The organism is Tenacibaculum aiptasiae, from assembly GCF_965221665.1.
Taxonomy (GTDB): Bacteria; Bacteroidota; Bacteroidia; order Flavobacteriales; family Flavobacteriaceae; genus Polaribacter; species Polaribacter aiptasiae.
Genome location: NZ_CBDCSN010000002.1, coordinates 1,830,176 through 1,844,954 on the forward strand (window position 1 = coordinate 1,830,176; position 14,779 = coordinate 1,844,954).

11 protein-coding genes, 1 tRNA gene and 1 pseudogene are annotated in these 14,779 nt (G+C 30.5%); 4 read left to right on the forward strand and 9 right to left on the reverse strand.

Translation table 11 applies throughout. The annotated features are described in order from the left end of the window. Positions 1–32 precede the first annotated feature (32 nt). Positions 33–1,421 carry a dipeptidase gene (locus tag ACOQN8_RS08765; protein ID WP_420552394.1) on the reverse strand — a complete coding sequence of 463 codons (1,389 nt, stop codon included), beginning with the start codon at positions 1,419–1,421 and terminating at the stop codon, positions 33–35. A 100-nt stretch (positions 1,422–1,521) separates the two neighbouring features. Between ACOQN8_RS08765 and ACOQN8_RS08770 the strand changes: the two genes are divergently transcribed. Then, positions 1,522–1,603 (forward strand) — tRNA-Leu (locus ACOQN8_RS08770). Positions 1,604–1,953: 350 nt separating this feature from the next. Here ACOQN8_RS08770 and ACOQN8_RS08775 read toward each other — a convergent pair. The 8 genes and pseudogenes from ACOQN8_RS08775 to ACOQN8_RS08810 all read right to left on the reverse strand — a co-directional run bounded on the left by ACOQN8_RS08775 (position 1,954) and on the right by ACOQN8_RS08810 (position 12,604). Next, positions 1,954–2,172, reverse strand: a complete 219-nt coding sequence (locus ACOQN8_RS08775; RefSeq protein WP_420552395.1) for a hypothetical protein — start codon at positions 2,170–2,172, stop codon at positions 1,954–1,956. A gap of 1 nt (position 2,173) precedes the next feature. Further along, on the reverse strand, positions 2,174–2,611 hold the full coding sequence (locus ACOQN8_RS08780; RefSeq protein ID WP_420552396.1) for a hypothetical protein: 438 nt from the start codon (positions 2,609–2,611) through the stop codon (positions 2,174–2,176). Then, positions 2,611–4,275, reverse strand: coding sequence for an AAA family ATPase (locus ACOQN8_RS08785; protein ID WP_420552397.1), 1,665 nt, complete (start codon positions 4,273–4,275; stop codon positions 2,611–2,613). The genes ACOQN8_RS08780 and ACOQN8_RS08785 overlap by 1 nt, the downstream gene beginning before the upstream one ends. 1,438 nt (positions 4,276–5,713) lie before the next feature. After that, positions 5,714–7,732, reverse strand: a pseudogene (locus tag ACOQN8_RS08790) (HsdM family class I SAM-dependent methyltransferase); the annotation flags it as partial. A gap of 179 nt (positions 7,733–7,911) precedes the next feature. Beyond that, positions 7,912–8,295, reverse strand: coding sequence for a lipocalin family protein (locus tag ACOQN8_RS08795; protein WP_420552398.1), 384 nt, complete (start codon positions 8,293–8,295; stop codon positions 7,912–7,914). 390 nt (positions 8,296–8,685) lie between these two features. Then, positions 8,686–9,789, reverse strand: a complete 1,104-nt coding sequence (locus ACOQN8_RS08800) for a tyrosine-type recombinase/integrase (RefSeq protein ID WP_420552814.1) — start codon at positions 9,787–9,789, stop codon at positions 8,686–8,688. 414 nt (positions 9,790–10,203) lie between these two features. Beyond that, the gene (locus tag ACOQN8_RS08805; RefSeq protein WP_420552399.1) at positions 10,204–11,127 is read right to left on the reverse strand and encodes a hypothetical protein; all 924 of its coding nucleotides are present in this window, start codon (positions 11,125–11,127) and stop codon (positions 10,204–10,206) included. A 262-nt stretch (positions 11,128–11,389) separates the two neighbouring features. Beyond that, positions 11,390–12,604, reverse strand: a complete 1,215-nt coding sequence (locus ACOQN8_RS08810; protein WP_420552400.1) for a hypothetical protein — start codon at positions 12,602–12,604, stop codon at positions 11,390–11,392. A 338-nt stretch (positions 12,605–12,942) separates the two neighbouring features. On the opposite strand from ACOQN8_RS08810, the gene ACOQN8_RS08815 reads away from it, so the two are divergent. From ACOQN8_RS08815 to ACOQN8_RS08825, 3 genes are all read left to right on the forward strand, one after another. Further along, complete coding sequence (locus ACOQN8_RS08815) at positions 12,943–13,104, forward strand: hypothetical protein (RefSeq protein ID WP_235275030.1); 162 nt, start codon at positions 12,943–12,945, stop codon at positions 13,102–13,104. A 347-nt stretch (positions 13,105–13,451) separates the two neighbouring features. Further along, a complete protein-coding gene (locus ACOQN8_RS08820; protein ID WP_420552401.1) occupies positions 13,452–13,733 on the forward strand; it encodes a hypothetical protein in 282 nt (93 codons plus the stop codon). A 201-nt stretch (positions 13,734–13,934) separates the two neighbouring features. Then, entirely contained in the window at positions 13,935–14,723 is a 789-nt protein-coding gene (locus ACOQN8_RS08825; RefSeq protein ID WP_420552402.1) for a MipA/OmpV family protein, read from the forward strand. Positions 14,724–14,779 lie beyond the last annotated feature (56 nt).

The following is a 14,779-nucleotide window of genomic DNA, read 5'->3' on the forward strand; positions in this document are numbered from 1 at the left end:
ATCCCACATACTAACTATGTGGGATTTTTAATTTATTTAGATAACTCTGTAAAGTATTGATAAAAATAAGGAATGGTTTCAATTCCTTTTAAGTAGTTCCAAACACCAAAATGTTCGTTTGGAGAATGAATCGCATCAGAGTTTAATCCGAATCCCATTAAAATGGTTTTACTTTTTAATTCTTGTTCAAATAAAGCTACAATAGGAATACTTCCTCCACTACGTTGTGGAATTGGAGTTACACCAAATGTTTCTTGATACGCTTTACTAGCAGCTTGATAACCAATATTGTCTATAGGAGTTACATATCCTTGTCCACCATGGTGAGGAGTAACAACTACTTTTACCGATTTTGGAGCAATGCTTTCAAAGTGTTTCTTAAACAATTCGGTGATTTCTTCCCAATCTTGCCCAGGAACTAAACGCATAGAAATTTTAGCATAAGCTTTAGAAGCGATTACAGTTTTGGCACCTTCACCAGTATAACCACCCCAAATTCCATTTACATCTAAAGTAGGACGAATAGAGTTACGTTCGTTGGTTGTGTAGCCAGCTTCACCGTGAACATCGTCAATATCTAAGGCATCTTTGTATTCTTGTAAAGAAAAAGGAGCTTTTGCCATTTCGTCTCGCTCTTCTCTCGATAACTCTTCTACTTTATCGTAAAAACCAGGAATGGTAATATGGTTGTTCTCATCATGTAAAGAAGCAATCATATTTGTTAAAATGTTTATTGGGTTTGCTACTGCACCACCGTATAAACCAGAATGTAAATCACGGTTAGGACCTGTAACTTCAACTTCGACATAACTTAAACCACGTAAACCAGTAGTGATTGATGGAATATCGTTAGCAATCATTCCTGTATCAGAAATTAAAATAACATCGTTCGCTAATTTCTCTTTATTTCTAGGTACAAACCAAGCTAAACTTTCAGAACCTACTTCTTCTTCACCTTCAATCATAAACTTTACGTTACAAGGTAAATTTCCAGTAGAGGTCATGTATTCTAAAGCTTTTACATGCATGTACATTTGTCCTTTGTCGTCGCAAGCACCACGTGCAAAAATAGCTCCTTCAGGATGAATGCCTGTTTTTTTAATTACAGGTTCAAAAGCAGGAGAGTCCCATAATTCAATAGGGTCTGCAGGTTGTACATCGTAATGTCCGTAAACTAAAACAGTTGGTAAGTTCGGATCTATAATTTTTTCTCCATAAACAATAGGGTAACCAGGAGTTTCACATATTTCTACGTTATCACATCCAGCTTTTTCTAAGCTATCTTTCACAGCATCAGCTGTATTTAATACATCTTGGTTATAGGCAGGGTCTGCACTTACCGAAGGTATTTTTAATAATTCGATTAGCTCATTGATAAATCTATCTTTATGTTGAGCAATATATTCTTTAACGTTTTGCATGTGTTGTAAATTAGTAAGCATCAAAAATAATAAAAATATTGTGCATGTTCTTTGTAGTTTAGAAGTATTGTTTATATTTGCACCCACAAATTCAAAGTATGCGGGCGTGGTGGAATTGGTAGACACGCTAGACTTAGGATCTAGTGCCGTGAGGTGTGAGAGTTCGAGTCTCTCCGCCCGTACATTGATTAAGAGCATCTTAGCTAAAGCTAGGATGTTTTTTTTTGGTCTAGTGTGACGCTAAATAAAAGTACATGTAAAAGTACATGTAAAGCCATTTTTTTTGATAATAAACAACGATGAAAGTACAAAAGAATAGGTGTGATTATAAGTTTACAATCCTTTTGTTTTTAAGAGATTAATCGCCTTTTTTTTATGTAAGCTTGATACTTGATTAATTTTTCAACACTAGATTTCAAATCTAGTGTTGACTCGCATCAGTTATTAATATATAATATATTCCGTAAGGGTAATTAATCACATCAAAATCTTATAAGATAATACTAGATAAATAGATTTGACATCAATATTATTAACTAAATATTTTAATAATGGAAGTGAAAATTTTACTTACTTCACCTTGTTTAAACAATTCTAATATTAAACCAACAATAAGTGGTAGAACGATGCCTCCTGTAAACCAGCCGATTTCTTTTTTGTTAGGTAATATTGTTTTGTGTTTACCTCCTCTAGTGTTAGAAGAATTATTTCCTGTTGAAGCTTGATTATCATTTCCTGTTTGAATTATCATTTTATTTTAAATTTGGTGAGTTATTTCCTGTTGAAGCTTGATTGTTATTACCTATTTGGTTTATTATAATAGATTTAGGTTTTAGTTCAGTAATTGCCTCGTCTTTATTTAATACTTTAATTCCTATAAAATCCTCTTTTTTATAGTCTTCTTTTTCAGATACGATAAAGTTTTTGTCATGTGTTTTTTGACAAGTATTTATAAAAATATTGTTAGTTTGATCTATTTCAACAGTTTTCCAAAATTTTTTATAATCCATTCCTCTAATCCATTCATGAATAGTTCCATTATGAGTATATTTTGAATACTCTTCAAGGATTTCCTGATTTATGACAACTTTATGTGGATTTTCCATTATAAACTTCCATAATAGATCATATGCATATTTAGGTTGAGTACAAGCTATTTCTAATACTTTTGAACAAACAGTATAATCCATTATTTTGCTTGGTTTTTAAGAAATTCCATTGTATCCTCTAAATCATCAGCATAAAAATCTTTTGGCCATTGAAAACTACCTGAATCACTAATTTCAATCTCATCAATTGTAGCAAAATTTCTTTCTTCATTTTTTCCATTGATAAAATATATGCCGACATCGTTAGCCGAAATACCTCCTTCAGAGATACGTCTTCTTAATCGTTTCAATAGATATTCGCTATGTGTTTCTATTACAAAGTGTTTTCGATTATTATTAAATTGACTTGTTTGAATAAATAAGTCAGCTAAATCTGCTTGCATTTTCGGGTGTAAATGAATTTCTGGTTGTTCAATTAAAGTAATTGAGTTTTTCCTAGCAATATAACTCTGTGCAATAATTGGTATAATTTGAGATATCCCAAAACCTACATCGGTGATGTCGAGATGTAAACCACTATGATTTACTTTTATTTTATGAATAACTTCTTCTAATTGAGCTATATCTAGATTAATATTAAATTTTTTTAACCATTTGTTTACATTTTTTTTAATGTCCGTTCTGTCTTTGAATAAATCAATCAAATGTAAAGAGTCAATAGTTGAAAGTCCAGATGAGTTAATAACTTCATCCTGAAAATAATATCTTTTAGGGTATGCACGTAAGGGGTTAATATAGTTTATATTTCTATAGCTAAGTGAGTCTTTGACTGGTGATGATGAAAATTCAATAAATTCTATAAGAATGTTTATAAAGAAGTTGTTTATTGTTTTTTGTCTGAAGAAAATCCGTTTTGTAGCAATCTCGATATTTGTTAAATCTATCATTTTTCCGAACTTACTAGAGTATTTTTCAATGGTTTTTTCATCTAATAAATCACTAGATAATATATCACGTTTACCCTTTCTTCTTTTTTTATGTTCGTATGAAAGTAAATTCGATTCTCCACTAGATACCTTAAAGCCTGAAATTTCAAGATTATCTTTAGTTCTTTTTATTAAGTAAGTAATGTTTGCACTTTTAGGATTGATTTCATTTAGTTTATTGATAAAACTATATGCATTTTTATATTGTGCAAAATCAATAATTATTTTTTTCTCTGATTTTGAGTAAATTTTATTTTCTTCAGATAGTTCTTCGGGTTCAAAATAAATATTCAAAATATTTTCAAAATCTTGATGACTTATATCTTTAGCTTTAATATTTATTTTTCTTTTTAAACTAGATAGCCTTTTGAATACTTCTTCAAAATCAGAAATATCTTCAAATTCTCTGGAAAGTTTGTAAAATTTTATTCTCCTTTTTTTTGAAAGCTCTTCTTCTGTAGAAAACATAGAGTATACTCTTTCTAAAGATCTGTAAAGGGATAAAATATGATCTTTAACTAGTTCATATATTGTTTCGTAGTCGACATTATCAAAATCAAATGATAATTCAATTCCAAGTTTAGTACGCTTATTATGAAAAATATTTTTAGATTCTCCTAAATTAACTAAATTCCCATTTAGCATTAATGAGTTCTTGCGATTCTTTCTAGAGCTATATGTTTGAGATAGCATAAGAAATAGTTGTATTAAACTACTTTTTCCAGCACTGTTTGAGCCAAGTAAAATTGTAATTGGCTTTATTTTAATTTTACCTTCTTTAAATGCTTTGTAATTTTTAAAACCTATTTGTTTAATCATTATGTTATAATCTCTCTTTTTATATTTTGAAATTAATATAATTACTGATAAACATTATCATGCTTCTTTTTGGAAGTGATTATATTTTTGTGTAATTCAACAAACGTAATACTTAATGATATAATAAGTTTAAGGAAATCCGTACTTAAAGTAAGGTTTTTCCCTAAATTTTAAAATTGGAATTAATTTATTGGTTGGTTAAGTTGTTGTTATTTTGTACTTTAGAGACTTGTAAAAAATACATGTAGAAGTACATGTAATCATTAATAAACCAGAGTTTATTGTTTTTTAAAGCATTGTTTTATAGCTACTTGAATTTGTGTAAAAGTTGATATAGAACTTAGGATCTAGTGCCGTGAGGTGTGAGAGTTCGAGTCTCTCCGCCCGTACTGAGTTTAAATGCAATTAGTTTATTTTTAGTTAGTTGCATTTTTTGTTTCTTAAGGTTTGCACAAAAGTTGCACATTTTTTCTGAATTAATACTTTACTGTAGGTTAATAATTGATTGTTTACAATGAATATTGTTTTATAATAAGGTTTAAATCGAGTAAAATAGATCTAATAATTGATTACAAATGTGGGGGAGAGTTTCTTATTCCATTAATAAGTTGCATATTCCCCCACATTTGTAAGTTAATTTTCGAGGATATTTCTTTTGATTTAATGAAAAACAATAAACACTTACGATAATCGTAAATGTTTATTTGGTTATGATTTGTTTTAATGTTTGCTATCGGTTAGTATATGAAGCGTAGCATCCCGAAAGGTGCTATGATTTATATACAGTGTTGTGCTTTCGTTTTTTTAGAATTATCATTTAATAATTGTTTAGTCTAACGTCTATGTATGCATAAATATCTTTAAGTGCCAATTTATGAATAGCACGCATTAAAGTATTCATTGTTTCAAAGTCAATTTTACCTTTTTTTACAGGGAGTTGAATCTTAGTCGCTTTGATTTTATCTCGGTTAAATTTGGTGCCGTAGTTATAATTCATTTCAATAATCGCCTTTCTGAAACTTGATATCACAAAAAATAACTCAAACTGTTGAAAGTTATCATCATAGGGATTCATAACTTGTAGATGACTCTTACCAATGAATTCCGTAGATTGGTAATAGATAGTACGTTCTGACTGCCATGTATCACTTAAGGTAATAACATTAGCTGGATTTAACGCTTCAAGGTTGCTCCAACCAATATAGCCATTATCTTGAGACTGATTAGAGACATATGGTGTGCTACCATTTTCAGCTAAAATGTCACGATCATTCAAGCTATAGGCTTTTGATGGAGAGACATCAAATAAATTTTGAATTTCGAATTCATTAAATTCTACCAAATTGTTTTCGAAATTTTTAATCGTCTTTTCTTCAGGATTTGTTAATTCAATTTCCTGAAATTTTGACTTTAAAGTATCCGTGTCTTTAAGATTTTCTTTTTGTTTAAGAATGTTACTAACTTCCCAAGATACGTAATCATTAACCGTTTTTTTGAAGTCTTCAAGTGTGGGTTTGGTGTCTACTATACTATGTTGGTCAAAATTCCAGTCCTTACCATCCAAAGAGATATTAGTCATAACTACTTGTTCTTGAAGATTCCATAGTTCGTCAGAAACTTTAGCGGTTAAACCATTGTGATAGATTTCAACAATGTCATTATATCTTTTATCAGGATTGTCAATTTCATAAACGGCTCTTGCTGTCCGTTTATATCCATCTTTTCTAAAATCTATAAATCGAACTTGTTTCTTTACATCATGTTTTTTTCCAGTTTTTTCAAGAATGTAAATAGACGTTTGAACGCCAGCCATAGGTTGAAACAAATCAACTGGCATCTTTATGCTAGCAATTAATTGACTTGTTTTTAGAACTGCTTTGCAACTTTCTATAGCTTTTCCACTACCTGCTGAATCTTGTATAATTATTGCGGCTCTGCCTCCCAATTCCATCTGATCCAAACCAAACTTAATAAAAGGCATACCGTTTTCTTTGAAACTGAACGGGGGATTCAGTAAAAGCTTATTGGCTTTAAAATCTCTATACAATTTCTCAGGTTTATCAAAAGATGAACCTTTTTGAATATTACTGGAGCCATCTCCCCGCAATATCATGTTTGTCGCAGCAAGAGTAAACATCTCAGCATTCAACTCAATTCCTAATAGCTGATTTTCCTTTATTTGTTTAATTTTTTCTTCGGCTTTATTCGTGGCTTTTCCATGGATTAACTCGGCTTTTTCTATCATCAACTCCATACTCGAGATTAAAAAACCAGCCGAACCTGTTGCCAAGTCCATGACTTTCGAATTTTCATCAACTTCCAAGATCTGTGACATCATTTTTGTCACATAAGGAGGCGTCAATACAATGCCAATTTCTTTACCATCTCCTAAAGCATATTTAAGAAATTCGGAATACATTTCCCCCATGATGTCTATGTGACCGCTCATAGAGTCAATAGATTGGAATATATTTTCATATATATAGGTGAAAATCTGTTTATTCGTGCTAGAATTTTCCTTTAATAATTTGCTTACGAATTTCTCTAAGCCTGTTTTTTTATCGCGATCAGTATCCTTGCTAATCTCACGAAAAGAGGATAACATTAATTTTCTTTTCTCTTCTGGTATCTTCTTGAGTTCTAAGTAATTTTTGATTTGACTTACTACTTTATAACCATCTCTTTTTTCGTTTAATTCGATTCCAGTTAAGTCTTCAGGAACTAATCCTTTCTCAATTATTTCCTTTGTTTCATAATCTTGTAAATCCTGCATGGCAAGAAGCATTCCAGACACATATAACACACGCTGAGGAGCAGTAATGTTATGATTGTGCATCAATTTATTCAGTTCTTTTGCATATTTCTGTAATAAAGCTTGTGAACGAATTAAAATAGTATGCTTTTCTTCTTCTGTAAGCGTTATTGCTTTATAGAATTCTTTGAACGATTTTTTGGATTCTAAAAAATCCAAGCTGTTATAATCGATTGCTAATTTGTAAGTGTTGTCACTTGCACCAAAGACATAATAGACTTGTATTTCAACATTTTCTTTATTGTCCCCAGCTATTCCGATCGCAATGACCTCATTATACTTCTTACTTCTTATGGCACATTGAGCATAGTGAATTGCTCCATTAACAGCATAATTTTGAACAGATTTAATGTCGTTCTTAATCCCCTCCTTTGTTTTATTAACTAACTTGTTGGCTTTAAGTTTGTTTTCTATAAGTACTGGTATATCGAAACATTCCAATTCAAAATCGGGCTTCCAAGATTTACCTTTCTCTTTTTCACCTTTTTCCTCAAGTTCAATCCTTTTAAGTTTGACTCCTTCTTGGATGGCACTTTTAAGGTAATCAGACATATCAGACTCGACTGTAAAATTCGATTGGTTAATTCTAGAAAATTCGGATTTTACCCAATCATTTACATATTCTTCTAATTTCCAGTTTTTCATTTTTTATGTTCCAATTCTATTTATTCATTTCGTAATGAAGCACAACGGTCTCGTATAAGCGTCAGTTACGGGTTTTAAGTTATTATTTTTCAGTTTAGCACTGACGCTCGCAATTCCGAATGGATTCGAACGTAGTCGAATCCGCCGTAATTGCGGTTATACATTGTTGTACGCTGACTTTATTCTGTTTTAATCTCCGCAAGAACTAATTTGTCGGACTTTAATTCCACTATTTTATAAACAGTTCCTTTTCGATTAATTGGTTCAGAAGTGGTTATTATCCAGTCATTTTCATTCAGATTCCATTTCCCACTATAATTATGAGTCCGAAGCATTGTGTCATTTCCGCAAGGGGCAGAATATCTATTTCGGAACTCTCCGTTTTTCAATATTTCAATACTTAATCCGTACTTGTGTTCAGTCGTTACTTTCTTTTCAAAAATCAAATCAGTTTTTCCACGACTATATTTTGGATACCATACTCCAATCAAATTGTCGGTATTAAATTCATTCGATTTATTTTCCTGTCCAAAACCAAATTGGTGACTGAATAGAATTATCAAAGTCAGTATTAAGATTTTATTATTCATAATCCTTTTTCAGCTTGCGTACAACTTGTTTATATACGCATAAAATACGTCGTTATAGAACTAATTTATATAGGTAAACGACATATGTATATACTCTTATACAAAAAATAATAACTGTAAATATAAAAGAATTAAGTTATTGTTTGCTATAGAGATTTAGTTAATTAATGTTGATTTCTATCTACAAATGTGGGGGAGCGTTTCTTATTCTATTAATAAGTTGCTTATTCCCCCACATTTGTAAGTAGTTTTCAAGGATATTTCTCTTGATTTAATGTAAAACAATAAACATTTACGATAATCGTAAATGTTTATTTGTTCAGTAATAAGGTTAATAGGTTAAATAAAAGACCTCAAAGCTTCTTAAGGTTTCTTCTCATATAATTCTTTGAATTGCTTTGCATAGTTATAAGATGTTTTACCTATATAACCAAGAAAGGTTTTCTCGCTTCTATGACCTGTAACACTCATAATTAAATAATTGGGTAGTTTTCCGTAGTTATTCGTGCAGAAGCTTCTTCTACATGTATGAGTTGAAATTAGTTTCCACTTTTCATACTTTCCTAATTCTCTACGTTTAGTAGTCTTATTAAATAAAAATCCTTCAGTTAATTGGTTAATTCCAGCAAGTTTACATACTTCTTTCATGTATTGATTAAACTTCTGTTGACTAATCTTATGAGGAAATCCATTAGATATAATTTTCTTCACTTCATCAAGTACAGGAATAGTAACTAAACTACCCGTTTTCTGTTGCTTTAATTCGATAATTTCTAGGTTATTTCTAGTATGAAAATTATCTAAAGTTATGCTGAGTAAATCTCCTGCTCTTTGACCTGTGTAACAGCCTAAAAGAAGCCATTTACGGGCGTTTTTAAGATGTTTTAAAGGTAGTTCTATATCTTTTATAGATTGCAATTCTTCTGGTCTTAAAACGATTATATGTTCGTTTTTTGTCTTATATCCTGAGACTTTAAATAGCTGTGAATGTGTTTCTAAACCATTGAATTTAGCATCATTACAAAGTGTTTTAATAACACTTAACATTCTACCTGCATAACCATTAGCGTATTTTTTAATATCAACCATCCAGTTAATAAAACGGTTGCTAAAATCAAGATTTACATCTTTAATCTTAATAGTTTCCTTTCCTTGGAATTCTACTAAAAACTTTTTCAAGATTTTAAAGTCGTCAATTCTAGACTTAGATAACCCAAAAGTACCTTTAGCATTTTTAATAGTCGACGACTTACTTATGTAGTAATCAACGTAGCTAACTAAAGTTAAAGGAAGTTTATGTTTTGTATTAGTCGTTCGATTAAAAAAGTTGTTAATACAGTCTTGTAACCAAAGTTTGTTAATGTCTGTAACTTGAAAATCAATATTAAATCTATTATAAACGAATTCTTCAAGATTAATGATTGTAGATTTTACTTTTAATGACTCCTTACAGTTTGCCTTAGGGATATTTTAATTGCTTGTTTTTAGAATCAAACCAATAACTTCTTTTCGATTTAAATTCGGTATTAATGAAAATATCGAGTTTATTGTTTTTGTCCTTATGAGTAAATCTCATAGTTAATGAACCAAAGTCTTTTATAGACCTAAATATAAATTTAATTGATGCCATTTTTTGCACACTATTTGCACACTAAAGCAGAAATTAGCTATAAAACATGTTGATTTAAGAAGTTTATGCAATTAAGAGATTATAGTCTTAAGCGTTGTTTATTAGTACGCTACCTTAAATTCTAGTGCCGTGAGGTGTGAGAGTTCGAGTCTCTCCGCCCGTACTGAGTTTCAAAGAAAAACCTTAATTCTTACGAGTTAAGGTTTTTTGCTTTTATAAAGTTTAAAAAAGTATTTCTAATTAATGAGTCATTACTCATTTAAGTCAGTAGGTTTTACCTTATCAATAACATCCGCGTTTACCCAATAAATGTTTGATACTCCATTTTCTTCATTATATCGGCTGAAAAATAAATATTTCCCATCAGGAGAAAGACTTGGACATGTCTCAGTAAAATCAGAATTTACGGTACTTCCAAGGTTAATAGGTTTTGTCCATTCACCATTCTTTTTCTTAAAATAAACGTGAATATCTCTGTCTTTTGTTTTGTCATTGTCTTTTTTTGCGTCTACCAATAGAAAATCTTGATTGGGAGAGATGTAGCCATGACCTCCATGTTCAATTTTTACCTCATGTACTTCGGGGAACGCACCATTTTTATTGGGAGCATAATACATTTTTAGTTTTGAGATGCTCGTATAAAAAATATCTCCATTATTTGCAGCATTAGCGTAAAAAACAATATCATCATTCATTGGGGAATCTAATTTTTTAGCTTCACTCCAAGAGTCTTTTAAACGGTCAACATACCAGATGTTTTCATCATGAAAAATAGAATCGTAAGTAGAAAAATAGATTCTTTTATTGTCAGGACTTACAAATGCTTCGAATTCGTTCTTTTTTTGCCCCTTAGTAAAGTTTGCTTTTTTAGGCTGACTCCATTTTTTATCCTTCAGCTTAGAAAAATATACGGTTTGGTTTTCTTCTTTTTTATTTCCTGAAAAATATAACTCATCCATAGCAGGAGAGAAAGATAAGGCGTATTCATATCGTCCAGTTACCGAAACAATTTCAGGAGCAAAAATTTCAGGAGTTGTTCCTGGTGGTTTTTGTCCAAAATACGAGACTTCAGGAGTTGGTGAGTTGGTATCTTTCGATTGCTGTTTTTTTGAATTGCAAGCATTTAAAAGTAATACCAATGCTGCGATTAAAAATGTAGAGAAGTAGTTTTTCATTGTTTGAGTTTTATACTGTTTGTCAGCGTTTCGTAAGTTAATTAATTATTTACGGACTGCTTGTTAAGAAAAGTTAAACATCGGGAAACAATGGAGTTGCTGCAAAGAAAAATTTGCAAACTGCTCTATAGTTTATTCAACAGCTCAAAAGGATTCTGTTCCGATGATTTATTTTTAGCATTCGGTTTCTAAATCCTCAACATAAAAAAATCAACACTTATTAGGTGTTGATTTTTATTCATAATATTAAAAGTAAATAAACTTACTTTTTGTCTTTCAGTAATTTGTTGACTAACATTTCCAATTGTTCAATTTTCTTTTGTTGCTCGTCTATTTTAGAATTTTGAGTTTTTAGATTCTCAATCTCTTCTTTTTGAGCATTCAATTTTTTTTCTTGTTCAATGGTATATAGAGTTAGCTCTTCTATTTTCTGTAATAGTTTGCTATTCATTTCCCCTAAAAAGAAACCATTCTTTTCTACTTCTTTAGCATTAGGTATGTTTTTTAAATGTCCTTTTTCTTTTATATGGTTTTCTACTTCTTTTAAGGTTGGTAAGTTGTAATTCTTTTCAAAAACAAAGTCTGGCCAAGGACTATTTACTTCGACTTTTACTTCTTTAGCCCCAATTTTTCCATTTACAGCTAATTTATATCCGAAAGTATTTTCAGTTCCAATACCTACGCTTTCTTGTTCACCACTTACATGTAGAATTCCTACTCTCTTACCGTTATAAATAGTATAATCTCTAAACTGACTATCTCCTTTTTGATACCCTAGGTAATTTACTGCTAGCCTTGCAGGTCCGTTTGTATACCATTCTTCTAAAGAGTTATCTCTTAAAACAAGTCTACCCCAATTCGTTTTCAGTTCTCCTCCAACATCTAACTTAGTACTTGGACTTGAATTTCCAATTCCTACATTTCCAGCATTATCTATAACTAATCTATCTCCATTACCTTCATGTGTAAAATGCCATTTTCCATCATTTCCAGAGTACATACCAAACTGTTTGTCTGAAGCTAAATTATATAATTGCAATCCCGAACCCCAACCTGGACCAGAAGACTTTAATAATAAAGCAACATCATTTGTATTTCCTTTATTAATTTCTAATCCAGCAGAAGGATTTGATGTACCAATACCTACATTCCCGTTTGACTTAATTCTAAATTTTGAAACTCCATTAAACATAAAAGCATAGTTCATTTCATTTATTGTTGGAGACTCAATATCAAATCTCATTTCATGCATGCTATTGGGTTCATCCTGTTTAAACTTGATGGTTCCAACATAATCAGACACATAAAAATTAAATGCTTCTCCTGCATGTCTACCCAAAGATAATTTAGGGATTGTTTGAGTAGAAGTGATATCGTAAAAACTTACTGTTCCTGTTTTTGGATAACTATTTTGAGCTTTAGCACCAAAATTCATTGCTATCATAACAATAGCAGCAATTTTAATTTTTGCTTTCATAACAATTTATTTTAAATGTTGAATAGCAAAAGTACAAATTTAACTTACTGTAAAACTTAAAACAGTAGAGTAGATATAAACGTACAAGTAGGCAAAGTTTTAATTAACGTCGAATCTGATTCTTTTAACCAACCTGTTTCTTATATCAATTGTGTTATTTGCTTTCATGTTTTTTGGTTCTACTTGATAACCCACTTTTTTCTTTACTCTTAATATTAGACTATTTACAGTAGTTGTTAATTTTTGTTAAGTAAGGTAAAGCCTTACTTTTATTACGGTTTAATTTAATTCACTGTTTTTATTTATCCATAGGTTTGAGAAATTTTAAAATTCAAATTATGTTAAAGAACATTTCAAACTTAGGTACAGCTTTAAACAAATCTGAGCAACAATCTATTAGCGGTGGATTTCAAGAGCCTTTAGATTGTAGTGCAACACCAGTATATTCTAATGGTTATTGTTATATCTGTGGTGTTGAATATCCTGCGCATAAATGCTAAATCTATTCTTAAGCGAACTTCGGTTCGCTTTTCTTTTTCTTATACGCTTCGTACTACAGATTTAATTAATTGTGTTTTTCTGTTTTTGATAAAAAAAATCTCTGCTAGCTTTTTCCAAAAGCATAATTACAAAGAACTCCATAGTTAAAGGTAGTTGTTTGTTTTTTGAATTTTTTAGCTGAAAACAAACGTAATCTCAACTGGTCAGAGACTAGGAGAGCGAGAAAGTAAGTAGTAAAATAAAAGTAACTTTGAATTTCATAGTAATTATGATTTAAGATAAAAGTAAAGAAGAAGTTTTGAATGTTATGAATAGAAGAAATAAAATTAGATTAAAATATGTTTTTTTGATTGTAGTTTTTATTACTAATGTGTTTGTTTTCTATGATCTTAATGAAGGTAATACTTTAAGCGGAAGTATTAGCGTAGTACTCGGTATACTATTATTATCTAGTTTTGAATCAATGAAGGCTTATTTTTTAATAGCTGGATTATATAACGTAGCTGTATGCTATGTTTTTTCAAAATTACTTAAAACAGAAAACAGCGTATTAAGAACAACCATTATTGTTTTATTAATTGTTGCGGTTACATATCCGTTTTTATTTTTAGCTAAAACTAGCAATTAGTACTATCAGGAAAAACAAAGACAACTCTTTCTAATATTTAAATATTGCTGTTATTATCTCAAAATTTAAAACAGTAGTCATAAAAGCATAAGTAGGCAAAGTTTTAATTCAAATGTATTTTGCTTCATTACTGAAATTAGTTTCAGAATTGAAAGTGTCAGAGCCAATAGTTTTGTTGCCTAATTATAACAATAACTATTTATGACGAGATTTTTTTTAATTTTTATTATTGGAATAAGCAGTCTTTATACCAATAACCTACAAGCTCAAAAGCAACAAAAACCCCCTGTTACTAAAAAAGTGTTTTATAGTTTAGGAGCCAGTGTAGCTTTGTTTCCTGAGTACGAAGGAGCGAAAGATTACCGTGTATTGCCTTTCATAAGTTTTTCTGCTAACTGGATAAATGGTCGATATATAAGAGTGTACGGACTAAATGCAGAATACAATGTGTTGGCAAATAGAAAGTGGAATTTCGGTCCCATGATTGCCTCAAAAATAAACAGAAATAACTCTGTGTCTAATACTAAAATAGCGCAGCTCCCCGAAATAGATTTTGCCGTTGGAGCAGGATTGTTTGCTAAGTATAACTTTAAAAAGGTAGATATTAAAGCGAGCTATACGCACGATATTACTGGAGCAAACGATGGTGGTTTGGCGAATGTAGAAGTAGGTTTTAACTATAGAAAAAAGAAGTTAATTTCAAGAGTTGCAATAAACAGCTCTTTTGCTACCTCAAATTATTTAAATACCTATTTTGGAGTATCTCAAACAAGTAGTTTAGCTGCTAACTTATCAACTTATAAATTGGAGTCTGGTTTTAAAGATGTTGGAGTATCTTCAAATGTTTTCTATTTATTGAATAAAAAATGGATGTTAGGTATGGCATTCCGTTACAATGTACTTATTTCAGATGTTGTAGATAGCCCAATTATTCAAACAGGAAACAAGCACCAATTTGTTACGGCAATATCAGCCTTGTACAGATTCTAAGATAAAAGCCTTTGAGTAGTGTATTATTCAAAGGCTTTTTTAAGAATATATTTTTA

What these genes read in the sequence shown, in the direction of transcription:
- ACOQN8_RS08765 (WP_420552394.1), bottom strand. Translation starts at nt 1,421, where the DNA reads ATGCAAAACGTTAAAGAATATATTGCTCAACATAAAGATAGATTTATC.
- ACOQN8_RS08775 (WP_420552395.1), bottom strand. Translation starts at nt 2,172, where the DNA reads ATGATAATTCAAACAGGAAATGATAATCAAGCTTCAACAGGAAATAAT.
- ACOQN8_RS08780 (WP_420552396.1), bottom strand. Translation starts at nt 2,611, where the DNA reads ATGGATTATACTGTTTGTTCAAAAGTATTAGAAATAGCTTGTACTCAA.
- ACOQN8_RS08785 (WP_420552397.1), bottom strand. Translation starts at nt 4,275, where the DNA reads ATGATTAAACAAATAGGTTTTAAAAATTACAAAGCATTTAAAGAAGGT.
- ACOQN8_RS08805 (WP_420552399.1), bottom strand. Translation starts at nt 11,127, where the DNA reads ATGAAAAACTACTTCTCTACATTTTTAATCGCAGCATTGGTATTACTT.
- ACOQN8_RS08810 (WP_420552400.1), bottom strand. Translation starts at nt 12,604, where the DNA reads ATGAAAGCAAAAATTAAAATTGCTGCTATTGTTATGATAGCAATGAAT.
- ACOQN8_RS08815 (WP_235275030.1), top strand. Translation starts at nt 12,943, where the DNA reads ATGTTAAAGAACATTTCAAACTTAGGTACAGCTTTAAACAAATCTGAG.
- ACOQN8_RS08825 (WP_420552402.1), top strand. Translation starts at nt 13,935, where the DNA reads ATGACGAGATTTTTTTTAATTTTTATTATTGGAATAAGCAGTCTTTAT.